Consider the following 26,525-nt stretch of genomic DNA (forward strand, 5'->3'; position numbering starts at 1 on the left):
TGATATATAGCTTAAAGGTTAGGTAGATCATTTTTCACATGCCCCCAAAAGTGGGGATCAAATAGTTTAGCACTACCTATTATGGCAGCATCTTCCATGAGCTTAGAAATTTCATAATCGACAAGCAACCCAGCCTCTTTGATCTTTTGTTTTAAAACTGGCAGAAAGAATTCGTAGGCCAAAGATACATTCCCCCCTAATATGATAAGCTCTGGTTTGAATTTTTGAAGAAAAGGAATCATAAACTCTGCCATGTTAGAACCGAATCCTGTAAAAACCTGCTTTGAATCGGCATCATTAGCTTCAGCAATTTCTTTCACGCCATGGACTTGCTTTGAAGCTATCTCATAATAGCGTTTGATACACCAACGTGTTGAAAAATAATCATCTCCTATTCCATCCTTATAGGGTTTATCCCATAAACAACCTCCCTCGGGCACATCATCAGCATTAACCTGAGGCACGCCATCTTTTATAAAGGCAGAACCAAATCCAGTACCCAAAGTAACAGCAATGGTCTTACTATAGTTTTTAGCTTTACCCATAGCAGAGACCCCTACCCCAAAGGCTGTAGCATCATTAATAAACCGCATATTTACCGAACCGGCGTTAATATATTTTGCCAATTCATCGGGGATGGATACATTATAGAGGTTTTCATATTTGTCATTACCTTCAAACATGGCCAGTCCAGTTTTATAATGAAATGGGCCTGGCATAGCAAATCCAATATTAATATCTGTTGTCTTGGAAACATCGGCTATGGTTTTATTAATGGCCTGGCTCCAGTTCTCAAGAATGTCTTCCTTTGCGGCTTTATTATTGACTTTTACAGAATGTGTTGTTCCCGAAATGATTTCAAGGGTATTAATATCTACTGCTGCACTTGTGATATGGCTTCCACCTATATCAACACCAATGGCTATGTTTTTGCTCATCTAATTATAAATTTATCATGTATAAATAATGTTCGAATGTATATACAATTTAACTAAAAACAACTTTTAAGCATTTTGGTTGCCTTTAATGCTTAAAGTTCTCTTTTAATATCTATATCGTAAGTAAAATAATCGGTATGATAATATACCGTATTATATTCCACTGGTCTGTCGCCAACATCCAAGACCAAGCGTTCTCTCTTTAAAATAGCCATCTCTTTTTTTACATCTAACATCTCTGCTATCTTAGCATCGGCCGAGACCGCTTTTAATTTTTCTTTGGAGGTAGACACAATAATATCGTGCTCCCTTTCTAATAATTCATATAAAGGAACCATGAAATTTTCATCACCTGTAATTCCAATCCGCGGGTGGAAATAAGAAACAGAATATAAGTATTTGGCTTCCTTAGACCCTCTTATTTTCTCCAGCTTCCAAACCTTTTTGGTTTCTGGGACACCTAAAGCTTCGTAGACTTCCTTCTCTGCCTGTACCAAAGCAACATTCACTAAGTAATTAACCACTTCGATACCCTGATTGCGCATTTCTTTGGTAAAGCTTATCCAGTTATCTAGACGTGTTGATATTTTTTTGGCAATAACCTTGGTTCCAATACCTTTTTTACGTTCAATTAGTCCTTCGTGTACCAATTTATTAATGGCTTGTCTTATGGTATTTCTAGATACCCCAAGCTTTTTAGACAAAGCGACCTCTTTAGGTAAAAGCTTGTCTCCTTTAATATAATCTTCCCTTTTTATTAACTCCCTTAGATAAATTTCTATTTGGGCATGGAGCGGTACGGGACTGTTTTGATCTAACTTAAAATTCATTATCGAAACCTTAGATTTTTCACATTTTATTGAAGGCTAAATATATGACATTTTAATTTATTTGTTAGCCCAGTCATAGAACAGTTCTATAGCCGTATATAACACCCCTGCCGAACCTCTAAAAGTCCCAGAACCTTCGGGTTTGTTATCCACAGTATACCATTCAAAAAAACCATCATTTTTAATCACGCGATCCGTCATAGGTTTCATGTGTTCGTAGGCTTCCTGAATAAAGCCATATTTTATCAATTGCTGAATCATACGTCCTCCAAACCAGGTCCAATCGCCTCCATTTTGGTACCCATAAGGATACATCCCTTTATTCTCGAAAGCCCATTCTGGGTATGGCGGATACATGGTAAGTCCTATCGAACCGGCTCCGGAAGCTTTTACATTGGCCACCATTTTATCTAAAGCTGTTTTAATCTGCTTCTTATTTAACAAGCCGGCTTCTATAGCTACCGCTGTTCCTCCATGATAATAGATCTCATTTTCATTAAAATCCTCTGGATAAGGTGACTTTTCTAAATACACATGGGGAATAAACTTTTGATTCGCTTCATCCCAAAGTACCTTCATGGTATTTTTGGCAATGTCATTGCGAATTGCTTGCCATTTTCCTTTGGTCTCGGGAATGAGCTCCATCATATTATCCAAAGCAATCAATAGCATGGCATTATCATAAATATCTACACAATACACCGTATCATCGGTTATATAAACACCCCAAGGGTGGGTATGTTGCACATCGCCCCAATCAGCCGTAGTCGCTCCATAGATCAACCCATATTTTTCAGACCAACGGTGATTCATTAAAAACGCCATGGACTGTTCCATACGTTCGGCTACCGTAGCATGGCCCACTTGAACATTTAAAAACCCGGTATCTCCCGTTTTCTTAATATACTTGTACACGGCCTGTACCAAGGACGTTTCATGATCGGTTTCTACCGTGTTTTTATGTCCGCAATAATTAGGCTCTAAATCGGTATAAATATATTGATACCCGCCTTCGGTCTGTACGGCTTTTTCCTTCGGAATAAACCCATCTATAATATTGCCATCGTCTCCTTGCAACCGAAAAAAGACCAGCAAATTTTCTTTAAGGGCTTCCTTGTCAAACACTTCGGCCGACAATTCAATAAAGGTATTATAATCCCTTATCCAAACTTCGCCGTAGCCATCGCCAGCATTAAAGCCTGTTTTAACAACCTTAAGGGCTCTTTCTTTAACTTCCTTAAAATCCTGATCGGCTAATATTTTTTGGGCTAATTCCTTATTAGCTCTGTTCCCTGAACATGCTATTAGAACACATGCTATTCCCGTAAGCAATAATTGTTTCATTTGTTAATTTTTTATTATTAAAAAGATTCTTCGCCTTGACTTCGACTACGCTCAGTCTGACAGCTCTGAATGACAGTTATTCTATTGAATTAGACATCGATGGGGGCATTGTTTCCACGCCCCAATTTGTATTTGGTGCTTTACCTAAATTAAATTTTAAGGTTCCTCCTTTCATAAGCTCCTTATGCAACATCCAATGGTTAGTTATGGGTTTTCCATTCCAGGATGCCTCTTGGATATAATGATTTTCTGGTGACTGATTGATCGTTTCAATAACCAGTTCATTTCCGGGATAATAGGCCTCATCTAATTTGATCGTTATTTTATCAAACAACGGACTGCCAAACTGAAACGTTGGATTGGCGGCACTATGTCCCTGCACATCAAACAATCCCATAGACGCCATAACATACCAGGCCCCTAACTGCCCTTGATCTTCATCCTGTCCCACGCCATAGCCTCTTAAAGGTTCTGTGCCATAAAACTCGTTACAGATGGTACGCACCCATTTTTGGGTTAACCAGGGCTTCCCTGAATAATTAAATAACCAGGCATCATGCAAACAGGGTTGATTCCCATGATTGTATAATTTTTCAAGCCCTGAAAAACTATGTATATTTTCTGAATCTCCACCAAACATTGTTTTTTGAGCATCGGTAAACATGGTTTCCAATCGTTGGTTAAACAGGTCCTTACCAATTAAACCAATCAATCCCACTGGGTCATGTGGTACATACCAGGTATATTGATAGGCATTACCTTCCTGAAATCCGTCCCAAGGACGAATGGGGTCAAAATCTTCAATAAATGAACCATCTTCATTTTTAGGGCGAATATACTTAGTAGCAGGATCAAACAAATTATTATAGTAACCTGCTTGCTCCATAAGGATTTTATAATTTACAGTATCTTTTAGTCCCTTGGCCATTTGTGCCACGGCATACGAACTAAAGCTATACTCCAACGTATGGGAAGCTCCAAAATTCATTCGCCATCCATTGGATAATTCAAACTCTTTATAGGGCACGTATTTATTTTTTATAAAAAATTCCATATCGTACTTACCATTTCCTGAATTCCGCCCTTCATAAACCATTTCATTTTTTAAAGCAGCTTCATAGCCTGTCTTTACATCTAAGTCACGTATGCCTACATTATATGCAGACGCCAAAAGCAAGCCTTGAAAATTGGTTTGAACACCATTAGTGTAGTTTCCTGCTGCTGCTCCATCATGCAACCAGCCTCTGTCTTTATAAAAATCGATATTGGATTGTAAATAATTGCTAAATGTTCTTGGATAGGCCAAAGACCATAACTGGCTTAAATTCCAAAAGGCGCCCCACATACCATCGGTATTATAATGGTTGTATTTAATGTTGCCTTCAGCATCTAAAACGGTTCGTCCTATTTTACCATCTACCAAGGGATAATCCCCATTAACATCGTTAGATATGCCTCTACCTAATAGGGCATGGTACAACCCTGTATAAAATTTTATCCTATTACTTTCACTGCCGCCTTCAACTACTATTCGGTTAAGCTCTGTATTCCAAATTGAATTAGACTGTTTCCTAACACTATCAAAAGTTTGATCTTTTGCTTCTGTATTTAAATTCAATCGTGCATTATCCACTGAGGTATAACTTAATCCTGTTTGGACTTCCAGTATATCCTCTTGGGCCATATCAAAAGTTAGATATAAGCCATTATTTATTCCTTCCGTTTTAAGGGTGCCTTGCTTTTGAATGGAATCTATAAAACTTCCTGTTGAAGTTGGTTTTTTATTGAACCTCGCAACAAAATACATTTTCACTCTTTTCCCAGGGTCACAAAACGTTAAATATTGAGGATAGGTCTCTATATATCCTTCCATTTCAGTTTCATTAACAATTTGAACACTGGTGTTTGTAACGGTGCTGCTTTCTCCCTGTCTATGGCCTATATCCACAATTAAATGGGCCTTGTCTGTCTTCGGAAAAGTATAACGATGAAATCCTACTCTTTCTGTAGAAGTAATTTCTGCTTTCACATTATAATCTTTTAGAAAAACACTATAATACCCTGTTTCTGAATATTCTGAGGCTTTATCAAACCTAGATCGGTATCCCGCATCTGGATTTTCTAAAGTTCCGGGAACTGTTTTTAAATCCCCAACGGTTGGCATGAATACCAAGCCTCCAATTTGAAATTCATGAAAATGACCAAAGCCTTCAATAGAGGTATGTCTATCGTCATAGCCTCTAGGTTCCCAACCTCCGGCACTATTATATGCGTTAGTATGTGGTGCTAATTTGGCCATGCCAAAAGGGCGTGCTGCTGGTGTGTAAAAAAACCAACGTCCATGTACAGATCCTATTTGTGGATCGACATATTGCGTTAGATCTACTAATGGTTTTTCTATTTTTTCAGCTTTACTACAACCAATAGCTAGTAATGTAATTAATATCAAAACAATTACTGATGCTGACCATTTATGTGTATTTATTCTGAATCTCATTATATAGTATTAAATATTAGCTTCATTCAATAGCACAACCATGCTTAACCTCTATTATATTCCAGACTGGCAACCTATAAACAAGTTCGAAAACAAACGAACATCGTTTTACAAACCTCTACTTCTTATTTAGCAACATATACACTTTCAATACTGGCCCCTACAGGGTGATTGGCCTTAAAGGTCATGCCCAAAAGATGAGCTGCGGTTTGTGCTATTTGGTCTTGATAAATTTGTCCTTCAACAGCTACCTCTCCCAACGTTGGTATTCCAGGTCCTAGGGCAACCAACCAGGTTTCATTGCTATGTGGGGCTCCTGTACCGTGATCTGTCCATTTGTCTCCTGTACCCCTACCATGGTCTGGATATACCAAAATTGCCGTTTTGTCCTTATAAAAAGGATCGTTTTGAAGTGTGTTCCATAAATTAGATATCATCTTATCTATACGATTGGCTGCACTTAAATATTTAGCATACTCGCCACTGTGTCCATAGTTATCGGTATCACCAAAATCGATATGAACCACTTTGGGATGATGATTTTGTATGTACGCCTTGGTCATCATAAAAGTTAACTCATCTGGTCTACATTCATGAAAATGATCAGGAATTAAATGTTGCAGTTCATTGATAAGGTGTTGTGCTTCAGAGTTGTTTTTATCCAATACATCTTCACCTGGTAAATTCACTAACATACCATTACGGTCGCGATTCAATATTCTTCCAAGCGCATCCCATGACGCAAAAGTGACCACTTTCCCATGATAATCTTGATGCTTATTAAAAAACTCCAAAACGTTTTCGTTAGGATTATTTGGATACTCGTTCGAATTGACTTTGGGGTCGTAATAGCCACATAGTGTTTCACTTCTACCAGGATAGGAAAACCAATATTCATTCTTTACATCGACCTTGTTGCCAAGAGCTCTATTGCCATAAAGCTGTCCTTTTGATGCTATCGTATTCCAAAAAAACGGCATCAACTTTTCTCTTCTTTCAGCCTCGGTGTCTACCCAAAATTTCTTGTTCTCTATTAAAAGTGAGTCTGCTCCCTTAAAAACTTCCTGCCATCGCAATCCATCTATCGAGATTAAAATAATATTTTCAACTTTATCTTGCTGTTGGGCAAAACCACCTAAAGAAAGGAGCAATAAAAAAACTAACAACCTAATTTTCATAATTTTACATTTTTAATTTTAAAACATTTCGCTCGAAATTACATTGAAAATTTTATTATCAAAATTTTATTTTTTAATCCTCACTTCTAATTGATTCCCCGTGGCATGTCGTTGACTCCCCAATCCTTATTGGGTTCAGGTCCCATTTCCAGTTCCAGTTTTCCGCCTTTTAACAATTCACTGGCCGGGAACCAGAAATTCTTCAATACCTTACCATTTAACTTTGCACTTTGTACATATTTATTATTGAAGGAATTATTTTTAGCCTCAATAACAAAACTTTTCCCTCTATTGTATTGGTTGCCCAAATCGATCTCTATTTTTTCAAATAACGGACTTCCAATTTCATAGATGGGTTCCGACCTCGTTCCTCCATCTATTTGGAACAAACCTATAGACGACATCATGTACCAAGCACTCATTTGCCCTTGGTCTTCATCTCCCAAATAGGCATTAGAAATACCATAACCATAAAAACGGGATAAAATGTCCCTATTCCATTTTTGGGTTAACCATGGCCGTTTCACCCAATTGAACAAAAACGAAAAGTGCATGGATTGCTGGTTCCCTTGAATTACAGGGAAATCCCAGTATTTTTCATTTGGTGCATTGTATCTCCAATTACTGCTAACGCTAAAGCCGCCATCCAAACGCTTTACAAATTCATCCTCGCCTATTATTTCAGCCAATGCCGGAATATCCTGTGGTACGAAAAAGGTAAGCTGCCATGCATTTCCTTCGGCATACTGATGGTTTCCTCCTGTTTCAATAGGATCAAAATCTTTAAACCAGGTGCCGTCTGAATGTCTCAACCTGGCAAATCCAATCTCTGGATCTATGGCATTTTTCCACCAATAGGCCCTATCTATAAATTCATTATAGGCTTTGGTTTTCCCTAAAGATTTTGCAAACTGTGATACGGTAAAATCATCAAAGGAGTACTCTAAAGTATTTGAAAAACGTCCCCTGTTATAAGGCACATACTTGTGTTTTAAATAGGTTTCCAAATCCCTGTTTCCAGCATAGCCGCCACCAACCTGTTCACCTTTGGTGGTTTGCATTTTATAAACAGCATTAAAGGCCTTTTCGGCATCGTAATCCCGAATGCCCATTTGATAAGCGCCCACAATAAGCGGAATTTCATGCTCGGCCACCATTACCGGAATATATTCCATACCTGCAGGCCCTTTAGCCAACCAACCATTGGCATCGTACATGGCCAATTGCGATTTCACCCATTTGGATGACCATTCTGGAGTTACCAGATTCCAAAACTGGTTCAAGTTCCAAAAGGTATTCCAAAAGGCATCACAACCTAAAGCAACATCATTAGGATTACTAAATTTTTGAAGTTTTTCTTCGGCATCCATCCAGCTACCATCTACATCGCTAAATATATTTCTACTTACCAAAGCACGGTACATATTGGAATAGAACCTGGTTTTTTCCAACCTGTTGTTTGAAGTCACCTGTACCCTTTGAAATAAATTGTTCCAGGTGTTTTCCTGATTTTTACGAACCTGTTCAAAGTTCCAATCAAAAGGTTTTGTTATTTCTTCTTCAAGATTCAATGCTGCATTCTCTATACTTACGTATGATATTCCAGTTCTTGTTTGCACCACCTGATGCTTAGATGTATCGAACTCAATAAAGGCCACAATATCTTCTGGGTCGGCAACGGTTAGTTCGGTATCATTCATAATAACAGCATCCCCTTTCCCAGCTTTACTACCATTTACCCAAGTGCCAAAGGCTTTAATGGGTTGGTCAAATTCCATCACAAAATGCACCGTATACTCTTGTGCTATAATGTCCCATTCCCTTGTTTTATCACCGCCTTCAACCATTTTGCTTCGGTAATATTGTTCTCCCCAAACAGACGGTGAAACCTGTTTACTGTACCCCACAATCTTATGGTCGTCTATCTTTTTGAAATGTGCTTCTTTAATGGCGTAGTTATATTCTGAAGGGATTTGAAGATCGACCAATATTCTGGAGTTTGGAACATCCTTCGGATAGGTATAACGTTGGAAACTGGCACGGGTTGTGGCCGTCAATTCAGCCTTGATTTTGTAATCGCTTAAAAACACCGAATAATATCCCAAAGGTGCTTCTTCAGTGGTTTTATCTACTCGCGAACGGTATCCAGAATCGGGCTCTCCCTGATTACCAACTTCGGTAACCAAAGGCCCATTGGTGGGAAAGGTTCCCAAACCTGCCATGGTCCATTCATGAATATGACTAAATGTACCCACACTTTCGAAGGTGGGCTGATATCCTGCCTGCCAGCCTTCATTTTGATTATCGGGGCTTATTTTAACCATTCCAAAAGGCATCCAAGGCCCTGGCGCGATCATCCATCTAGAATGTCCCGTTCCTATTTTGGTGTCCACATAATCCACCAATCTGTTGGTCTTCTTTGGAACTCTTTTTACAATGCCTTTTTCAATTGGCTTACCATCCAAAAAAACAGCATATTGACTCACTTTTGACTTCCTAACGGCTGGCATAGGGGCTTCATAAATAATTCGACCATGCTCTACTGCCTCTTCAAAAATAACCTTACCATCCAGTTGCACTTGAAGCTTCGGACTGCCTTGAAGATGCTGAACATCCACTAACAGAGGCTGCACCTGGTTCCTATCAACCTTTAACTCATATTCTGCTGGGGTGACGCTTCTTAAAAATGCCGTTTCCGGTTTCAATAGTTGTACGTGCTCTGGTCCTTCCAAACGTACCTGATCGAATACCAACCAACTGCCTTCCAAAGTTGTTAACTGAATGCTATTCCCGCCATAGGTTATCAGGTCTTCAGGAATTGTAACACTTATTTTTTGTTCTTTGGTATCTGAATTTACTCCTTTTAAAGCTTCAGCATTTTGCCCTTTATCTAATCTAAACTTCCATGATTTACCATTGACTGTTACCTTAAAATAGGGTGGCGTTTCCGGATTACAATCCAAAACATCAACTATTAACTTCCAAGGGCCCTGCTTAGGTTTTTCACTTAAGCCAAACAAAATATTGATTTCGTGCGGACGGATCCCTGCCAATCCAGAGGTCCCCCCCCAATAATCCATCGCTCCTGGCAATACAAATGGAAAATCTTTTGCTGTATTGGAATACCCAACAACATAAAACCGATCTTCCCATCCAAAGTCTTTTTCCAAAAATTTGCTGTACTCCGAATTTGCCAAGGCAAACTCTGCACTACTATTATCAGATTTTCCTATTTGCCATACCGTTGTATTCTGGGCATAGCCAACTGTAAAAGACATTGCGACTGCAATCAGAAGTTTAAATTTCATATCCTCTAGTTTTATTTTTTAACAGGCCTCATCCTTAACAAACGAGACGATTACTTTTGCTGTTTCTTTGCCCTTATTTATCAGGCGATAGCTATTGGCTGCCGCCGACACGGCAAAGGTTTCTGCATAATGAAAGGTTTGGGATTCGTTTAATAAATCCAATGCTACCGCAGTACCTTCCACAAGCATTAACACATGACACTGATTTAAAGTTTCTATAATAACTTCATCATCGAATTCATATCTATATATGTCGTAGAAATGATCGGGATGTGTTGGTAAATGTATTTTCTTCCAATGATCACCAGACGCTTCCACATATGGTTTAGAAACCAAGGTATCCTGTACAACTTGTCCTTTTCTGCTAAAGTTTAAGTTATCGAAAGCACGGTCAATATTTAAAGGTCTCGGATTTCCATCCATGTCCATCCGTTGCCAATCGTACATTTTAAAGGTGAAAATATAAGGGGTTGCACTAATTTCCAAAACCATATTATCTACCCCCGAGCAATGCACTGTGCCATGTGGAATTAAGAATAAATCATGTTTTTTTGCGGGTAACTTTTGCACGTATTGCTCTACATCCAGCACTTCTTTTGTTTCGTAACTGTGTTCTAATGCCTCTTTAAAGGTTTGGGGATCGATATCTTCCTGAAATCCTAAATACACATCGGCACCTTCCTTAGCATCCAGAATGTAATAGGTTTCATCTTGGGTGAAATTTTCTCCGAATTCCTTTTTAATATAATCCGGTTTGGGATGGCACTGTACCGATAGATTTCCGCCATCGAAGGTATCCAGAAAATCAAAACGAATAGGAAACTCATCTTGAAATCGCTTAGCTGCTTTGCCCAGTACATTCTCTTGTTCCTGAAACATTAACATATCAAAGGACACTTCCAACATACCATATTCATCACCAAAAACCAATCCGTTTTCTGGTACGATCATTTCAAAGGACCACGCATAATTAGGCACCTCTTTATTTAAACCTTCTATACGATCCTTCATCCATTGTCCTCCCCATATGCCCGGTTCAAACCAAGGCCTTACCCTAAAGTAGCCTTTAGACAGTTTGGACAAACTAGCCCTTAGCGCCTCCCCTTCGGTCCATGTAGGCTCTCCAGGGCGCTGCTGATCTACAACGATATCGATTAGAGGCAACAATCTTTTCTTTTCTTCATTTAACACCACCCAATCCACAAAATAAAAATGTTTGTACATTTGTTTAGGGTCTTTTGTTGAAGATAACCCCAAATTGGTGATAGCATCGGCACGCATTCTAAACTGTAATTCGTTTTTAGGCAAATCGAAATACACCAAACAGCCCTCTACGTTAATCAAACTTGATCCTGTACCGTAGATAATATTAATGTCCTTACTTTTATCTAAACCGATCTCTGATATCTTTTTTTCATCAAAATAATCACTCAACCTTAGATTTGTTTTTCTCCCAAAAACCGGATCATCTCCTCCTAAATAAGGCGTAACCATCTTATTAATTTCATCTTCACCCTTAAAACAGTCCTTCACATTATAAAGACGAACCAAAAGATCTTTCTTCTCAAAAATAACTTCTAACGCCCTTATTACCTCTTCCCAATCTACTCCAACATAACCGTCTAAAATAATTACTTGCTCATGTTTCAACCTATCCGCCAAAGCCTCATAACCAATGGCCACGCGACCGTCTATTAATTGATGTACAGGATTTATATCGTATCCACCATTACCTGGTTTTTCTTTTTTGACTGGCATTAAATACTGACTTGTTTTTCTTTCCATTTTTTAATTAAGATTACGCAAATATACAAATTATGTGCATATGTATGAACATACAAACTATTTATTTTTGTATAATAAATACCCTATACCTTCTAAAAAGCTGATTACACCTTTATTTACTTGTATCTATAATTTCTTTTTATTAAAGATATGTTGGGTAATTGCCCTATAAAAATTAAGCTTAACAAAGCTATTGTCTTTAAAAATAACGCACTTGGATAATTTTATCAAATAATAACATTATTTGATCATTTCAATTTTATGGCATAGGTTGGGTTTAACCCGTTTTGGATCAACTTTTTTTATGAATCTGTAAACTATAAACCTCGTGAACTCTTTAAATTTTAAAATAAGTTAAGTTATTTATTTTCCAACTCAATTTCTTCCAGGGTTTTATTAGTTGTCTCGAACAAAAATCTTTTAAAGAAAAAGAACCCCAACAGTGTCATCAATGCAAAGAAGGCAAAACTGTATCCAATACCTTTCCCTTCGCTAAACGCTCCAACAACTATGGGAAACAGAAAGGTAATCGATCCGTTCACAATCCAATTCGAAAAAGAGCCTATGGCCACACCCCGTGACCGAATATTGTTTGGGAATATCTCTGCCAACAATACAAAAACCACAGCTCCCATGGACGATGCAAAACATGCGACATAGCATATAAGGATGCCCAACAACAACCAGCCCTCTGTATTACCCGTGTAGAAAGCCCATGAAAAAAAACCAAGTGTTATAGTCATTCCAATGGTTCCTACGTATAACAACTTTTTTCTTCCTACTTTATCAATCAAGCTCATGGCCAATAGGGTAAATATTAAATTCGTGGCTCCCAGAATAACCGTTTGGCCTATAGCAGAATCGGTTGAAAAACCAGCCGCCCTAAAAATGTCTGTTGCATAATAAAAAACGATGGCTACCCCTGTGAACTGACTGAACAATCCAATGCAGATCCCTATCAAGGTAAACTTTAAGTTGGGCTTCTTAAACAAATGTTCTTGTTTTCCTTCACGCTCCAAGGTTATGGAGGTTACAATGTCGTTTATAATCCCTTGTATATCTGCATTGGGATTTACATCTATTATGGCTTTCTTAGCTGCTTCCTGATCTCCTGTTTGCATTAACCATCTGGGGCTCTTACGAACTTTTAGAAGTAGCAGCAGAAAGGCCAATGCCGGTATGGCCTCGGAAATAAACATATAGCGCCAATTGTTTTTCCCTGTATCGATTAAAATATAATCTACAAAAAAGGCTACCAAAATTCCAACGACCAAAGCCAATTGAAACGTAATAATTAACCTTCCCCTATGGGCTGCAGGGGCTATTTCTGAAATATAAATAGGCGACAGCACAGAGGCTGCCCCAACTGCCAAACCGCCTATGAACCTAAATAAAATAAAACTGTTAATCTCTGGCGCAAGCCCCGTACCAACAGCAGACATCAAAAATAGCACGGCAGAAAACTTGAGCATTTCCCGTCGTCCATATTTATCACCAGGCTTACCAATTGAAATGGCACCTATTATACATCCCAATAACGCAGAACTTACGGCCCAACCGGTCATGACATCATTCAACTGGAAATAGGATTTAAAAAAGGGCAATGCGCCATTTATTACCGCCGTGTCGAAGCCATATAGTAGCCCACCTATGGCAGCTACTAAGGTATACAGTATTAGTTTTCCTTTCATTTGTGTTTTTTTAAAATTGATTCATTATTATCACTCCCTCTTACGAAACTTCATCTGGCCAGGAACTAACTACGCTTCCATAACCAAAATATCATCAATGATTTTTTTTAAATCATCAACAACCCATTTCGAAATATGCTTCCCTTTTTCTATAGATCCATATTCTGGACTCCCAAAAACACCATTGGTGGTCATCTCCTTTGTTGATCTATAATAGGATACCTTAGCTCCTCGCAGCATATCCCCTTCGCTCCAGGAAAATGTATCGGTATGTTTTCCTTTTTCTATGTTATCTGCATGTACCAAGTGGGGTGCAATCAATAGCATTAATGACGTTTCAAATTCACCGGCATGTCCTACGCCTCCTTTACCACTTTCATTTAAAGCAAATAAGGCATTTGATGCCAATTTCCACCAGTTAACCATAATGATATTTGTTGTAGGGTTTTCGTAACCTAACTTTTCTACCAATACTTGACCAACAGCTTGGTTTCCACCATGACTGTTTAAAAGAATGATATTTTTAAATCCATGTTGCATTACCGATCTTACAATGTCTTCAACCTGTCTTATAAATGTGTCGTGACTAATGGTAAGTGTTCCTGAAAAATCCATATGGTGTGAAGAGCACCCAATACTAATGGAAGGCAGCACTAGCACTTTACTTGGGATAACTTTGTGTAACTCATTAGCAAAATGTTCTCCAATCAATCTGTCTGTTGCCAGTGGTAAATGCTTTCCGTGTTGTTCCGTAGCGGCCATAGTAAGTATAACCGGTATGTTTCTAGCTACCTTACTTAATTCTAATGTTGTTAATTGATCCCAAATCATAATTCCATTCTTTGTTATTTTTTAGCGGCCCACATTTCAATTTCAACAACCAGATTCATTAACAATCCTGTTTGTACCGCCGTACGAACGGGTTTGGGGTCTTTAAAGTAATTTTTATAAACCGCATTGAATCTTGGCCAATCGGTTAAATCTTTAATGAATACGTTTACTTTAAATACATCGTTAAGAGTACATCCTGCAGACGCTAATTGCATACTGCAATTATCCATCATATAGATTGTTTGTTCTTCTATGGTATCTCCAATAACGTTTCCTTGTTTATCTATAGCTGCTTGACCAGAAATAACAACCAGTTTAGCTGGGTTAACTTCTAAAACAGGGGAATAAGGTCCTGCAGTAACATGCTGGCTCGCGTTTGCCGGCATCTGCTTTATTGCTTGTAAATTAGGGTTGGAGTGGACACTAAAAAATGGTAAATAGCCTGTAAATCCAACCATTTTCCATTGCCCGTTTATTTTTCTACATCTATATAATGTTTGCCAATTGGTTTCTACATAACTCCCGTCTGCTTTCTTTATATCCCCCACAAACTTTTTGTGCAGTAATGCTGCGCCACCTATAATTTCTATGTCTTGCAATATGGTTACCCTGTGCAATGCTTCGGTTACATCTTCTCCCCATTCGGTTTCATGAAACTCTTTGGCCTGTTGAAGCCATGAAGTTTTATAGCTTTCTAAATTTGGAAAGCTTAATTTCCATTGGTCAATGTTTTGAAGTTTTCCTCCATCGATCCCCATAAAACCTTCTTCATGAAAATCATTTTCTACCATTTGCCAATCTTGGTTTACAAATGCATCGATATCCCTTTTGACCACCATGTCCCAAATGTCTTCTTTATTCTTATCTATACCTATAAAAGGGTTAATCATAACTTATACGTTTTTTGTTTTGTTTGGTAATGTTTAACGGCGTCCATATCTACTTCAATACCTAAGCCCAATCCTTCTGGTAAATAAGCATAGGGCGCCTCAATTTTTAAAGGTGATTTCAATAGGTCATGCTCACGGATTAAGCGCCCAAAAATATCGCTTGGCCAATTGCAAGATGCCGCCGCTGCCGCAGCGTGTATGTACATGGCCTCTAAAATACCGAGGTCTATTTCGGAACCGTGCCAACAGTTTAATTCTGCTGCAGATGCTATATGATCCAATCTCTGAAAGTCTGCCAATCCACAATTAAAATTAAACCCATCTACGGCCTGTAATTGAATCGCTTGAATGCTATCTTTTATTCTTTGTCCGTGAATGATATAGGGCAACGACACATGAAGCACTATGGGAATCGATGCGTAGTTCCTCAATTGGTGATACTCGTTTAATTGCCAACGAGGAAGTGGATCTTCGAGACATAACACATTTCCTATTTCCTGTAAGCCATCAATGCGTTTCTTAACTTCAAAAGCATGCAACCAACGTTCGTTAGGGTCTAAAATAACCTGCATTTCTGGCGCTGTTTCAGCAATTGTTCTGCACCATCCAATAACATCGTCCTCTAAATCGCTTTTAAACTTCATACAGGTATATCCCATGTTCTGAAACTTTAAAGCTAAATCTGCAATATCCTCTTGACTACGATGACTGGACCAGGCCCCTACGTTTACCTTGTTCTTTAAAGCACCTCCCAATAAATCTACTACCCGTACACCTTTTAATTTTGCATAAGCGTCCCAAATGGCACACTCGAAACCATCATATTCCCTAGAAAACGCAAAAGGTAATTTTTGCAATGTTAGTTTTTCAATGTCTTGACCCACCAATAGTGCCCCTATAGCATCTACTGTAGCCCAATTATGGCTTCTGTACAGTTCACCCCATCCTATGATACCGTTTTTCAATTCTAATTGTACTATTAGTTTGGGGACTTCATCAAATTGTACACTCCAGCCTGCTTTAGCTCCCAAGGGCAATTTATGCAACCCTTTATTGATACCTTTACTTTCAATAGCTCCTGGGTGTGCTGGAACTATAACTTCAAAACAAGTAATCCTACTAATTATCATACGTGCTATTTTTCTATAAATGAATTGTTGTACAGCATAGAGGTCGTTCCATTATCTACATAAATCACCTGACCGGTAACGGCCCTGCTAAATTCTGAAACTAAAAAGCCAACCACATTGCCACAATCTTCGGCTTGTATTTCAAATGGTAAACTTTGATAGTCTTTAGTGTGATGCTCCACCCAAAGTTCAGGATCATCGGCAAAGGTTTTAATCAACTTTAAATTCTGTTCTGCATGTACATAACCGGGAGCGACAGCATTTACCCTAATATTGTGTTTTCCCAATTCTACTGCCATGCCCATGGTTAACCCTTCCACCGCTCTTTTAGCACTGGCATAAACGGCATACTTAGAAATGGTTGCCGAAGTGTGTACTGAAGAAATATTAATTATACTGCCTTCTGAATTGCTTTCTATAAGCTGATTAGCAAATAATTTCGACAGTTTCCATACAGCCCTTACATCTATATTGTATAGATTATCAAACTCTTCATTGGTTACCTCATGGGCTTCTTTACTTAGTCCTATACCGGCATTATTGACTAAACCATGTATGACGCCTACTTGTTTTGCCAAGGTTGCAAACATGGCATCCACTTGGGTTTCATTAGTTATATCGGCCGCTATTGCAATGGCATTAGGTAGTTTATTAGCTGCTTCTTGGGCTTGCTCTAAATCTCGGGCATTTACAATAACCCGAGCTCCCATCTTTGATAACGCAACGGCTACTCCATTACCAACTCCAAAGCCTGCAGCTCCGGTAACTAAAATATTTTTATTGGATAGATTCATTATTGGATAGATTCATTATTAAATAATTACATGATTCCGAACTTTTGAAAGGCATCTACAGTACTCATGCCTTCTTCCAAAGCTTTTTGTACCAGTTTTTCTCCTCTCGCTTTTTCAATTGCTCCAGTAAATGCTTCTTTTTCTATTTCTTGAGGGACGATTAGCACACCATCCCTATCGCCATAAACAATATCTCCTGGGTTTATACGAACGCCGTTAAATTCAATAGGCACCCTATAGTCAATGACTTTTCCTCTTGGGCCTTGGTCCTGGGCATAAGTTCCCAATGAAAATGTTGGAAAATTTAGTTTTTCTATCTCATTGGTATCTCTTGAATACCCATCAACTACAGCTCCTGCTGCTTTTAATTTTAAAGCTCTCGTACTCATTAATCCTCCCCATAAAGCATATCTGGGCGATGCTCCCGAGCATATATAAACTTCATGCTCTTGTAAACTGTCCAATGCTTCAAACATAATCCCAAAAGGCTTCTTCATTAGTGGATTATTTGTTTGTTGTGGAGATTCTTCAAAAGTATCGGCCTCCAATACGGGCATAGCTCTTCCTATGGTAACCATATCTTTTCTTAGAGGTTTTATGTTTGGTGATAGAAATTGATGCAAGTACCCCAGTTTATCCAATACATCGCCCACTAAAGCAACGAACAGTTCTTCTTTAGCTATTTTGAAAAGTTCTTGGTCGTTTCTCCATGTTATCCTTGTGTCCATAATTATATTATCTTTTAGAATTTGGTAGTCTTTATTGTTGACCCACCCTATTGTCTTAAATTCTTAATTGTCCAAAGGAAACTAAAAGTTTAAAAAATATTATTAATTTTAGTACGATAATACTATTTCAAAGATGCAGAAACTGGATAAAGTGTCTACAGAAGACCGCCAAATAATTGATTTAGAAGCTTTAGGGTTTGAATTCGTAAAGGTTTTGGGATCTTACAACTACAGGCAAATGAACAAAAGCCTGGACATGCATGTCCACGAGAATATGATAGAAATATGTTTTCTTGAAAAGGGCTCTCAGTATTACCACATTCAGGGAGAGGATTACAGGATTAATGGAGGCGATCTTTTATTGACATTCCCTGGTGAGGAACATGGCACCAAAAGTTTTCCTGAAGAACGCGGACGTTTATTCTGGTTTATCATGGAAGTACCCGATAAAAATAGACGTCTTTTAAATTTAACAAGAAAAGATACCAAATTATTAATGGAGAGTTTCATGAGCCTAAAATCGAACAGAAAATTTAAAGGCTCTGATAGGCTAAAGCATGACCTTAATGCCATATACCGAATTTGCAAGTATCCTATAAGCGGATTGGACAAAATTAAAATTACCAATCTATTACTGCACTTCTTATTAAACGTCCTGGAATTTGGGAATAAACATTCCAATCAAATTATAAGTAAGGAAATAGCTGATATTTGTATTTTTATTAAAAACAACCTTAATGAATCATTTCCCTTAGAGCATTTAGCCCAGTTGTGCAACTTGTCACTATCGCATTTTAAGTACAAGTTTAAAAAGGAAATGGGATACTCTCCTTCTGATTATATTTTGAGGCAAAAAATTGAAAAATCCAAGGAGCAATTGCGCATCAAAACGAATAGCATACAGGATGTGGCCTATAATTTGGCGTTTAGTTCGTCTTCCTACTTTGCAACTGTTTTTAAGCGTTACACAGGCGAATCCCCCTCCTCTTATTTACTTTCGAACGGAAACGGTCTTAAATCATAACTTATCTAAAGATAAGATAATGGGAAGGGTGTCCTAAAATGATAGGGTAAAGGTGGTTAGTACCTGCATAGTTATCGTCTTTTAGTTAAACATTCATTTTGACGAAATCCAAACCAACTATTTCAATTACAATTTCTTAATCAGCTATTCGATTCACTCTTTTTATGTTTTGCAACTGTGAACCGAATTAAACTATATGAACTCAATTCTTATGTTAGTCTAAAACCATAAAACCTTGTAAATTATATGATTTACTAGGTTTTAGTTTTTATTTATATTTATATTCATTTTCATCGGGATGACAGGTCTTTTCAGGGATGCCCTTTTTGCTCAGAATGAAACCATAATGACCGCTACAAAAAATGCCAGGGACAAATGTCCTTGGCATTTCAATAATTTATAAAATTGGGACACCCGATATGTAGGCAGGATTATAAACTCATAAACTTAACTTAAAACCTCCATTGATCACAAACCCATCGACTGGGGCATAGATGTCCAGAAACTGGGGATTTCCGATGTTCCCTGTATAAATAGTACCAAATCGGGTCTGGCGGGTATCCAAAAAGTTCTCAAAGTTCAGAAAGACCGAAAATTTTTCTCCAAGTTTCTTTTCGCTCATTAGTCCCACAATCCAATAGGATTGGCCCGTTTCACCGTCGCCCAATTGTTGCGGACTGTAATAATAGGCCTCAAGCCCCACCCAAATGTTCTCTTCTTTTTCGTACATAAGTACATTGTTCAATCGGTGTTGGGCCACCAACGGAAAATCCGAAACCGTCCCGTTTTCATGTTGCTTTACATTGGCATGGGTATATCCTGTGAACAATTTGAAATCCCTATATTTGACCTTGAGGTTCACCTCTGCGCCACGAGTGTCCACATATCCTCCATATTGTTGGAATTCATAGGCTCCATTACCGTTTGGCACTAGCGTCATAGGGTCATCAATTTTGGTATAGAACAAGAGTGTATTGATAGACATTGTCATTTCCGACAATGGAACCCACTTATAATTAATATCAAAATTCCCACCAAGAGAGCGCTCCAAATCAGCCACATCTGTGTCGATAGGCAGCACGTTCCTGAACTGCACCCGTTCCGCATCCTCTGTGAACACAGTGGGGGTCTTGTATCCCATGCCGCCCCCCAATCGGAAGGTCAATGCTCTATTGGGTTCGTAGAGAACCGACATTCGAGGTAGAACCATGGCTTTATATTCAGAATGGAAGTCGACCCGAAGCCCAGCCTCCAGTGAAAGGGTTTCTTTAATGGGCCAAACATTTTGGGCAAACAAACCAAAAATTTGATAGGATTGATCCAGAGCTTCGTTCTGGCCCTCACGGGTATCATTGAAATACTCCGTCCATAGGTTGACTCCATATACCCATTCCAACTCGTCTTCCGAGCTTGTGGAAAAGTTCAGTTCACTGAAGGAAGAACGTTGGTATCCCGAAAAGGTGAAATCCGGTACCTGGATGATACGGTCGTAAAAACTGAAACTATTCTTGACCTCTATTCGATTTCGGTCATTAAAGGCATGTTTAAAACCAAATTGGGTGGAGACCCGCTCCGTTTCATTGAATTCAAAATAGGGATTGGCCACAGATTTACCCTTTATATAGTCCATATTCCCTCCAAGACGATCTTCCCAAATAGCATTGATGCCCAACAGCAGTTCGGTCTTCTCGTTTAGGTACCAATAAAGTTTTGGATTCAAGGTAAAGCGGTCGAAATCTGGAATAGCTGTAAATCCGATATCCGCAGGGTCGTAGGGCGTCCCCAGATTATAGGAGACGAATACGGTGGTCCCCACCTTGTTGAACTTTTGTGAATAGAAGCCACTGAGGTCCAGACTAAGGGCGGATGTACCGTTAGCCATAAAACTGAGCTCAGGCTCGTCTCCCGGAGTCTTGGAAATAAGGTTAACCAATCCAGCTATGGCACCACCTCCGTACAGGGTAGAACTGGAACCTTTAATAACCTCCACCTGCTTTAAATCCAAGGGAGCAATCTGCATAAGACTGAGTCCACTAGCAAATCCAGAATACAAAGGAAATCCATCCCGCAAAAGCTGTGTATACTTTCCGTCCAGTCCTTGGATGCGTATGCTTGAATTGTAGCTGGTGGCCGAAGTCTGCTGGGTACGGATACCTGTACTTTCGTTGAGTAACATTCGGATATCACCAGGTTTCATATTTCCTTTTTCGGAGAGTTCCTCCCCTGCGATGACCTCGACACGGGTAGGGATGTCCTCAATGGTGCGGCTACTCCTCGTGGAAACCAAGGTAACCTCTTCCAACTCCTCGTTCTCGGGTATCAATGAAAAGGTCTGTCCTTGAGCTGTTTCATCCAAAGGAAAGGTAAGGCTTTCTTCAACTGTGGCATAACCAATATAGCTTAACCGAAGTAGGAATGTTCCGTGTGGGATATCCTCTATGTGTATCTTTCCTTGTTCATTGGATATGGCACCTTTGTCAAGTGATACCAATACCGCAGTGACCCCGATGAGGGGCTCACCACTATGGGAGTCCTTGACTACTAGGTCAAGGGTGTTCTGTGCAAGAACGGATACCATCCCAAATAAGGACAGTATCAAAAACAATTGTAATTTCATTTTCTGATTTTTGAAATATTTTGGGTTCTGACCAAAAGGAATTTGGTGAAGAACAATTTGAATTTTAACGGACTATACTTCAATGGCGCGTGGAGGTTTCAAGGTATGGAAATAAACTTCCTTAGGGAGAAGTTCAATATAGGGAATATGGAGCATCTCCTGCTCAAGTTCTAGAGAAACGAAGTCCAAAGTCCCATAGGCAAATATAAACCCATGGCATCTGCCACAGGTATAGAAAGGTGAACAGGGCGCATCCTTACGATGGGGAACTTCTTGTGGACCATCATCGCCACAGTGTTCCACGATAGCCGATATCCCGGAACAGGAATCTATCTCCTGGCAACACGGGTATGATGACAGGAACATTATGAGTATGGTTAAGATCACCGTAAAAACTTTCATTGCCCAAAGATAAAAAATCTGAGGCAGATTCTGCCAAGAGGAACAGGTAATGAACACTAGCGTTTGTACAATGAGCTACTGTACAATCACAGGTCATTTGCTAGTGACCCTGGTCAAAAGTCTGAACAAACCCTTGATCTAGACATCCATATTACCAACTTGTTCATTTCCCCTTCAAGGCCCAGCAAGAAGTGAAACTAAATGCAATAAAGGAATTCGGATGAAGGAGACTTAAGTTCAGGTTTCTCGATTGAAGTTGACTTGAGTAAATTTTACATCTTTTTGCCAAACGAAGGTAATTTTTAATCATATTTACCCTTGTAGAAACAACACTTGTAATAATTACTCTCATCAAAAATGAACGAATTTAACATAAGTACACCCTATAACGAAATACCTTCTTCAATTAACTGCTTATGGCAGTCTAAAAATTTGTTGTAAACCCGGTCTAAATACAAATTTAAAACCCTTGCTTTTTCGTTATTACCAAGAGCCCGACCTTTATGTGAGTCCCAATTGTTCAACGAAACGGATCGTTTTAAACTGATTTCTGAGCATTTCCCGTTTATAGTTACGCGGGCATATACTGAATGATTTTTTGATTTTCCTCTAGGCTTCCTTGTAAAGAAAAGAACGGAAAAGGTACTGTTTGTCTGCATTTTAAATGTCTTTAATTAAACAAATGTGTTGTAAAGACAAAAGTCAAATCGCTTCTAAATAGTCCTCTAAAGTTATGAAAATTCAATTGAAAAAGTGTTCAACGATTTGTTCACTTTTTTACTGATTTTAAATGCTTTTATTTGGTATCAAATAAAATGCTTAAAAACAAAAAACACTGATAATCATACAATTAACAGTGTTTTAGTTTTACCTTTTTTTAGGTTCGTCGGGATGACAGAACTAAATTAATAGTCTGCTATCTATTATTATCACTGATAATTGCGTAAGTATCATTTTGGTTGTTCACCTAATTGTACACTTTTTTATAAAAGAACTGGTAAAAACAAAATTTGCTTGTCTTTAGCACTATAAATGTATAAAATAAATTAATTACATCTAATAAAAACTTGTAAGAGTTAGATTATCATTATAGTTTCCTATATTTTGATTATTAAAGGAGACCTGTATACTCTCTAAAAATCGGACACCTTAATTTTTGGATTATTATAAAAAATCTTACCTTTAGATTTAAGGTCTAGTAATCATTTGATTCTATAATGGCAGCTTTTAATTTATATAACGTCTTTCAATCAGATCAGAACATATTTCGTCATTTTGTCGTAAATAATCAGCTTTTTGTATTTTATAACTGCCCACAGCTTGAAAAAGTAGTGCAATTATATGGTGTACATAATCAATTGTTATTCTCAATTGATGGTAAGCGCACTTTTCATAGAGGAGATCAATCTTGGGCTTTAACAAAAGACACCTCTTTCATGACCAAGCGTATAGCCTACCATCAAGAATGGAGTGATGACCCTGCCGGATGGAAAGTATTGGTCTTTTTTATAAAGGATGATTATTTTAAAAGTGTTTTAGATGAATTTCGGCCTCATCTTGATTTAAGTAACTTACCGAAAAATTCAGACGAGATGTTATTGCGTATTCATCTTAATGAACGTATAAGGAGTTGCTATTTTGGTATGTTGCCTTATTTTGATGATGAAAAGAAATATCCTGATGATATTATAGAAATGAAGTTTAAGGAATTGTTGTATAACATCTTTGTCCATCCAGATAACAAACATATTTTGGCCTATGTAAATGCCATTTCCGAAGGCTATAAAACACCTATTTGGGAAGTTATGGAGTCTAATTATATGTTTAACCTAAAACTAAATGAATTTGCCCAAATAGCAAATAGAAGTTTATCGGCATTTAAAAGAGATTTTAAAATGCATTATAGCATCAGTCCAGGAAAGTGGTTAACTTCAAAAAGATTAGAACGTGCAAAAATATACTTAGAAACCACAAAGCAATCTATTCAATCCATTGCTTTTGATTCTGGTTTTAATAATGCTTCTCACTTTAGTAGGATTTTTCAAAAACAATATAAAATATCTCCGTCGGCTTATAGAGATGGTATGAGCTAAAAAGTAAACATTCTGGACTTTTAAGAACAGAAGGTGCTTTAAAGCTTTGTTAGTTTAGCAATGTAGTCTTTTCGACTACATTTAATACTAACAAAAACATAGAAACAGATGAAAAATTTTAGTACACACAAAATCGGATTGCTTGTCATGCTATTGTTCATGAGCGCTCAAATTTTAACGGCACAAACAGAAAATGCAGTTGATATTAAATATCCTAAGGCCCAGAAAGAAGTTAAGGGAACTATGGATGCCATATTGGAAAGTGTTAAAGAAGGTGAAATTGATAAATTAATAGCCTTTCATGCCTATGGTCCAAAGTTTACCGAGTTTAAAATGGGTGAATCGCGAGTAGGCAGTAAAGAAAATGAAGTACATGAACGTAATGTATTTGGTAGCGTTACGGAAGTTATAAAACTTGATGCTAATGATTTAAAAATAGCTGTATATTATGGTAATGTAGCAAACGTGACTTTTCATTCGGATTTTCACTTAAAGTTTGGTGATAATCAAGTTGTTGTAAATGACCAGATAACATTGTTGTTTGTTAAAAATGAAAAAGGAGAATGGAAAATTGTTCATGAACACCATTCACCTCTTCAATTAAAAGGATAATATCACCACCAAATAAAACTCTAATTATGAATAACCAAAATTTAACAGGAAAAGTTATCACTCCTAAAGATTCGAGTTATGATAATGAAAGATCTATTTACAATGCTATGATCGATAAAAAGCCCGCGCTTATAGTAAAGTGTAGAAAGACTGAGGATGTAGTTAATGCAGTAAATTATGCGAGGGAAAATAATATAGAAGTCTCCATTCGCAGTGGTGGGCACAATGGAGCAGGATTAGCATTAGTTGAAGAAGGACTTGTAATAGATCTTTCTGAAATGAAGGCTATAAAGATAGAAGCACAAGCAAAAACTGCTATTATAGAATCGGGCAATACACTTGGCGATGTAGATGCTGCTACACACGAGTATGGTTTGGCATTACCCAGTGGCATTATTGGCACAACAGGTATAGGAGGTATTACACTTGGTGGAGGTTTAGGTTATTTAAGTAGAAAAGGCGGGTTGACAATAGATAATTTATTAGAATGTGAAGTTGTTTTGGCTACAGGAGAAGTGGTAATCGCTAAAAAAGATTCGTACTCAGATTTATTTTGGGCCTTACGAGGTGGAGGCGGCAATTTTGGAGTAGTAACATCATTTAAATTTAATTTAATTGAAATAAAGAATGTATATGCAGGCCCAATGTTTTGGCCAATGGAACAAGCTGAAGAAGCTATAAAGTTTTGGGATACGCATACCAAAAATGCTTCCAACAATTTGTATGGTTTTTTTGCATTTTTAATAGTGCCTCCTGCAGAACCCTTTCCTGAACATTTATGGAATAAAAACGTGTGTGGTGTTGTTTGGAATTATACCGGACCTATTGAAAAAGCAGAAGAAGTATTTAAACCCGTTAGGGCTTTTGGTCCCCCTATTTTAGATTTTGTAGGCGAAATACCAATGCCAGCATTAAACAGTATGTTTGATGCATTATACCCAAAGGGAATGCAATGGTATTGGCGCGCGCATTATATAAAGGAATTAACTCCAGAATCCATTAAAATTAATATAGAGCACGGATCAAAAATACCAACTATGCACTCTACCACACACCTTTATCCTGTTGATGGTGCTTGTCATGAGGTAGGGAATAATGAAACCGCATGGGCAAATAGAGATGCTCGTTGGTCACAGGTAATTGTAGGAGTAGATCCAGATCCGGCAAAAGCAGATGAAGTAACCGAATGGTGTAAAGATTATTTTGATGCATTAGCTCCTCATGCTATGGGTGGAGGCTATGTTAACTTTATGATGAATGAAGGACAAGAGAGAATCAAAGCATCTTATAAAGAAAATTATAAACGATTGGTAGAAATTAAAACCAAATACGACCCAACCAATTTCTTCCACATAAACCAGAACATTAAACCCTCTTAAACAACTATTAAGCTAACATTAAATAAGTGAGGTAAGGCTAGTTCTTTTATTTATCATAAATTATTTAACAGGAAAACTCTATATAATGCACGTTAACAAAACTAAGGGGGATAAGCAAGAGGGTAGCGTGCTGGCGCAACGCTCCGTTTCGTTTGTTCCGCAAAGCCTTTATTTATGGGGTGTTTGAAAAACGTGGTAAATTGAATAATTAAAATTTGACGCAAAACCTCTGGAATCCCTTATAAACAGGCATTTTTTTGCGTCAAATTTTGAAATTGAAGATAGAAATCATTGACCTAATTGTAATGTTTACACTATTTTATTCATTTTGGACTTGCAACAAAAAAATGGACTTTAAGTTGAATGACTAAGCTGCCTGTTTCTGGTTATACATATCTAATTCAAATTCTCTTATAGTTTTATTTCCTAAAAAGGAATGCCTTCTTTTATTATT

General features: G+C 37.9%; 19 protein-coding genes. 4 read left to right on the top strand and 15 right to left on the bottom strand.

Translation table 11 applies throughout. The features are described 5' to 3' along the window. Nucleotides 1–11: 11 nt before the first annotated feature. From MR062_RS16760 to MR062_RS16820, 13 genes are all read right to left on the bottom strand, one after another. Nucleotides 12–938, bottom strand: coding sequence for an ROK family protein (locus MR062_RS16760; protein WP_242206402.1), 927 nt, complete (start codon nucleotides 936–938; stop codon nucleotides 12–14). Nucleotides 939–1,030: 92 nt separating this feature from the next. Next, nucleotides 1,031–1,768, bottom strand: a complete 738-nt coding sequence (locus tag MR062_RS16765; RefSeq protein ID WP_242206404.1) for a GntR family transcriptional regulator — start codon at nucleotides 1,766–1,768, stop codon at nucleotides 1,031–1,033. Between the two features lie 57 nt (nucleotides 1,769–1,825). Next, on the bottom strand, nucleotides 1,826–3,112 hold the full coding sequence (locus MR062_RS16770; protein ID WP_242206406.1) for a glucosidase family protein: 1,287 nt from the start codon (nucleotides 3,110–3,112) through the stop codon (nucleotides 1,826–1,828). A 76-nt stretch (nucleotides 3,113–3,188) separates the two neighbouring features. Beyond that, nucleotides 3,189–5,609 (bottom strand): GH92 family glycosyl hydrolase, encoded by a 2,421-nt coding sequence (locus MR062_RS16775; RefSeq protein WP_242206407.1) that lies wholly within the window; start codon nucleotides 5,607–5,609, stop codon nucleotides 3,189–3,191. 125 nt (nucleotides 5,610–5,734) lie between these two features. Beyond that, nucleotides 5,735–6,787 (bottom strand): alkaline phosphatase family protein, encoded by a 1,053-nt coding sequence (locus MR062_RS16780; RefSeq protein WP_242206409.1) that lies wholly within the window; start codon nucleotides 6,785–6,787, stop codon nucleotides 5,735–5,737. A gap of 86 nt (nucleotides 6,788–6,873) precedes the next feature. After that, nucleotides 6,874–10,095 (bottom strand): GH92 family glycosyl hydrolase, encoded by a 3,222-nt coding sequence (locus tag MR062_RS16785; RefSeq protein ID WP_242206412.1) that lies wholly within the window; start codon nucleotides 10,093–10,095, stop codon nucleotides 6,874–6,876. An 18-nt stretch (nucleotides 10,096–10,113) separates the two neighbouring features. Continuing rightward, a complete protein-coding gene (locus MR062_RS16790) occupies nucleotides 10,114–11,880 on the bottom strand; it encodes a class I mannose-6-phosphate isomerase (RefSeq protein WP_242206414.1) in 1,767 nt (588 codons plus the stop codon). Nucleotides 11,881–12,239: 359 nt separating this feature from the next. Then, nucleotides 12,240–13,571: a sugar porter family MFS transporter gene (locus MR062_RS16795; RefSeq protein ID WP_242206416.1), complete on the bottom strand. Its 1,332-nt coding sequence runs from the start codon at nucleotides 13,569–13,571 to the stop codon at nucleotides 12,240–12,242. Between the two features lie 69 nt (nucleotides 13,572–13,640). After that, nucleotides 13,641–14,402, bottom strand: coding sequence for a creatininase family protein (locus tag MR062_RS16800; RefSeq protein WP_242206418.1), 762 nt, complete (start codon nucleotides 14,400–14,402; stop codon nucleotides 13,641–13,643). A 14-nt stretch (nucleotides 14,403–14,416) separates the two neighbouring features. After that, a complete protein-coding gene (locus MR062_RS16805; protein ID WP_242206420.1) occupies nucleotides 14,417–15,292 on the bottom strand; it encodes a RidA family protein in 876 nt (291 codons plus the stop codon). Further along, on the bottom strand, nucleotides 15,289–16,422 hold the full coding sequence (locus MR062_RS16810) for a mandelate racemase/muconate lactonizing enzyme family protein (RefSeq protein WP_242206423.1): 1,134 nt from the start codon (nucleotides 16,420–16,422) through the stop codon (nucleotides 15,289–15,291). The genes MR062_RS16805 and MR062_RS16810 overlap by 4 nt, the downstream gene beginning before the upstream one ends. A 5-nt stretch (nucleotides 16,423–16,427) precedes the next feature. Further along, entirely contained in the window at nucleotides 16,428–17,216 is a 789-nt protein-coding gene (locus tag MR062_RS16815; RefSeq protein WP_242206425.1) for an SDR family NAD(P)-dependent oxidoreductase, read from the bottom strand. Nucleotides 17,217–17,242: 26 nt separating this feature from the next. Further along, nucleotides 17,243–17,944 (bottom strand): RraA family protein, encoded by a 702-nt coding sequence (locus tag MR062_RS16820; protein WP_242206427.1) that lies wholly within the window; start codon nucleotides 17,942–17,944, stop codon nucleotides 17,243–17,245. Nucleotides 17,945–18,077: 133 nt separating this feature from the next. Here MR062_RS16820 and MR062_RS16825 point away from each other — a divergent pair, with 133 nt between their 5' ends. Beyond that, nucleotides 18,078–18,968 carry an AraC family transcriptional regulator gene (locus MR062_RS16825; RefSeq protein ID WP_242206429.1) on the top strand — a complete coding sequence of 297 codons (891 nt, stop codon included), beginning with the start codon at nucleotides 18,078–18,080 and terminating at the stop codon, nucleotides 18,966–18,968. Nucleotides 18,969–19,407: 439 nt separating this feature from the next. Here the strand turns inward: MR062_RS16825 and MR062_RS16830 are convergent, their stop codons facing one another. Beyond that, complete coding sequence (locus tag MR062_RS16830) at nucleotides 19,408–21,585, bottom strand: TonB-dependent receptor (protein ID WP_242206432.1); 2,178 nt, start codon at nucleotides 21,583–21,585, stop codon at nucleotides 19,408–19,410. Between the two features lie 785 nt (nucleotides 21,586–22,370). Then, the gene (locus MR062_RS16835; protein WP_242206434.1) at nucleotides 22,371–22,646 is read right to left on the bottom strand and encodes an Arm DNA-binding domain-containing protein; all 276 of its coding nucleotides are present in this window, start codon (nucleotides 22,644–22,646) and stop codon (nucleotides 22,371–22,373) included. Nucleotides 22,647–23,204: 558 nt separating this feature from the next. Here MR062_RS16835 and MR062_RS16840 point away from each other — a divergent pair. From MR062_RS16840 to MR062_RS16850, 3 genes are all read left to right on the top strand, one after another. Next, nucleotides 23,205–24,080 carry a helix-turn-helix domain-containing protein gene (locus MR062_RS16840; RefSeq protein ID WP_242206435.1) on the top strand — a complete coding sequence of 292 codons (876 nt, stop codon included), beginning with the start codon at nucleotides 23,205–23,207 and terminating at the stop codon, nucleotides 24,078–24,080. A 108-nt stretch (nucleotides 24,081–24,188) separates the two neighbouring features. After that, nucleotides 24,189–24,692, top strand: a complete 504-nt coding sequence (locus MR062_RS16845; protein ID WP_242206437.1) for a YybH family protein — start codon at nucleotides 24,189–24,191, stop codon at nucleotides 24,690–24,692. Between the two features lie 26 nt (nucleotides 24,693–24,718). Further along, nucleotides 24,719–26,071: an FAD-binding oxidoreductase gene (locus tag MR062_RS16850; RefSeq protein WP_242206440.1), complete on the top strand. Its 1,353-nt coding sequence runs from the start codon at nucleotides 24,719–24,721 to the stop codon at nucleotides 26,069–26,071. Nucleotides 26,072–26,525: the final 454 nt, after the last annotated feature.

Source organism: Aestuariivivens insulae (assembly GCF_022662195.1).
GTDB lineage: Bacteria > Bacteroidota > Bacteroidia > Flavobacteriales > Flavobacteriaceae > Aestuariivivens > Aestuariivivens insulae.

What these genes read in the sequence shown, in the direction of transcription:
- MR062_RS16760 (WP_242206402.1), bottom strand. Translation starts at nt 938, where the DNA reads ATGAGCAAAAACATAGCCATTGGTGTTGATATAGGTGGAAGCCATATC.
- MR062_RS16825 (WP_242206429.1), top strand. Translation starts at nt 18,078, where the DNA reads ATGCAGAAACTGGATAAAGTGTCTACAGAAGACCGCCAAATAATTGAT.
- MR062_RS16800 (WP_242206418.1), bottom strand. Translation starts at nt 14,402, where the DNA reads ATGATTTGGGATCAATTAACAACATTAGAATTAAGTAAGGTAGCTAGA.
- MR062_RS16805 (WP_242206420.1), bottom strand. Translation starts at nt 15,292, where the DNA reads ATGATTAACCCTTTTATAGGTATAGATAAGAATAAAGAAGACATTTGG.
- MR062_RS16780 (WP_242206409.1), bottom strand. Translation starts at nt 6,787, where the DNA reads ATGAAAATTAGGTTGTTAGTTTTTTTATTGCTCCTTTCTTTAGGTGGT.
- MR062_RS16845 (WP_242206437.1), top strand. Translation starts at nt 24,189, where the DNA reads ATGAAAAATTTTAGTACACACAAAATCGGATTGCTTGTCATGCTATTG.
- MR062_RS16765 (WP_242206404.1), bottom strand. Translation starts at nt 1,768, where the DNA reads ATGAATTTTAAGTTAGATCAAAACAGTCCCGTACCGCTCCATGCCCAA.
- MR062_RS16840 (WP_242206435.1), top strand. Translation starts at nt 23,205, where the DNA reads ATGGCAGCTTTTAATTTATATAACGTCTTTCAATCAGATCAGAACATA.
- MR062_RS16785 (WP_242206412.1), bottom strand. Translation starts at nt 10,095, where the DNA reads ATGAAATTTAAACTTCTGATTGCAGTCGCAATGTCTTTTACAGTTGGC.
- MR062_RS16790 (WP_242206414.1), bottom strand. Translation starts at nt 11,880, where the DNA reads ATGGAAAGAAAAACAAGTCAGTATTTAATGCCAGTCAAAAAAGAAAAA.
- MR062_RS16775 (WP_242206407.1), bottom strand. Translation starts at nt 5,609, where the DNA reads ATGAGATTCAGAATAAATACACATAAATGGTCAGCATCAGTAATTGTT.
- MR062_RS16830 (WP_242206432.1), bottom strand. Translation starts at nt 21,585, where the DNA reads ATGAAATTACAATTGTTTTTGATACTGTCCTTATTTGGGATGGTATCC.
- MR062_RS16810 (WP_242206423.1), bottom strand. Translation starts at nt 16,422, where the DNA reads ATGATAATTAGTAGGATTACTTGTTTTGAAGTTATAGTTCCAGCACAC.
- MR062_RS16795 (WP_242206416.1), bottom strand. Translation starts at nt 13,571, where the DNA reads ATGAAAGGAAAACTAATACTGTATACCTTAGTAGCTGCCATAGGTGGG.
- MR062_RS16770 (WP_242206406.1), bottom strand. Translation starts at nt 3,112, where the DNA reads ATGAAACAATTATTGCTTACGGGAATAGCATGTGTTCTAATAGCATGT.
- MR062_RS16815 (WP_242206425.1), bottom strand. Translation starts at nt 17,216, where the DNA reads ATGAATCTATCCAATAAAAATATTTTAGTTACCGGAGCTGCAGGCTTT.
- MR062_RS16835 (WP_242206434.1), bottom strand. Translation starts at nt 22,646, where the DNA reads ATGCAGACAAACAGTACCTTTTCCGTTCTTTTCTTTACAAGGAAGCCT.
- MR062_RS16820 (WP_242206427.1), bottom strand. Translation starts at nt 17,944, where the DNA reads ATGGACACAAGGATAACATGGAGAAACGACCAAGAACTTTTCAAAATA.
- MR062_RS16850 (WP_242206440.1), top strand. Translation starts at nt 24,719, where the DNA reads ATGAATAACCAAAATTTAACAGGAAAAGTTATCACTCCTAAAGATTCG.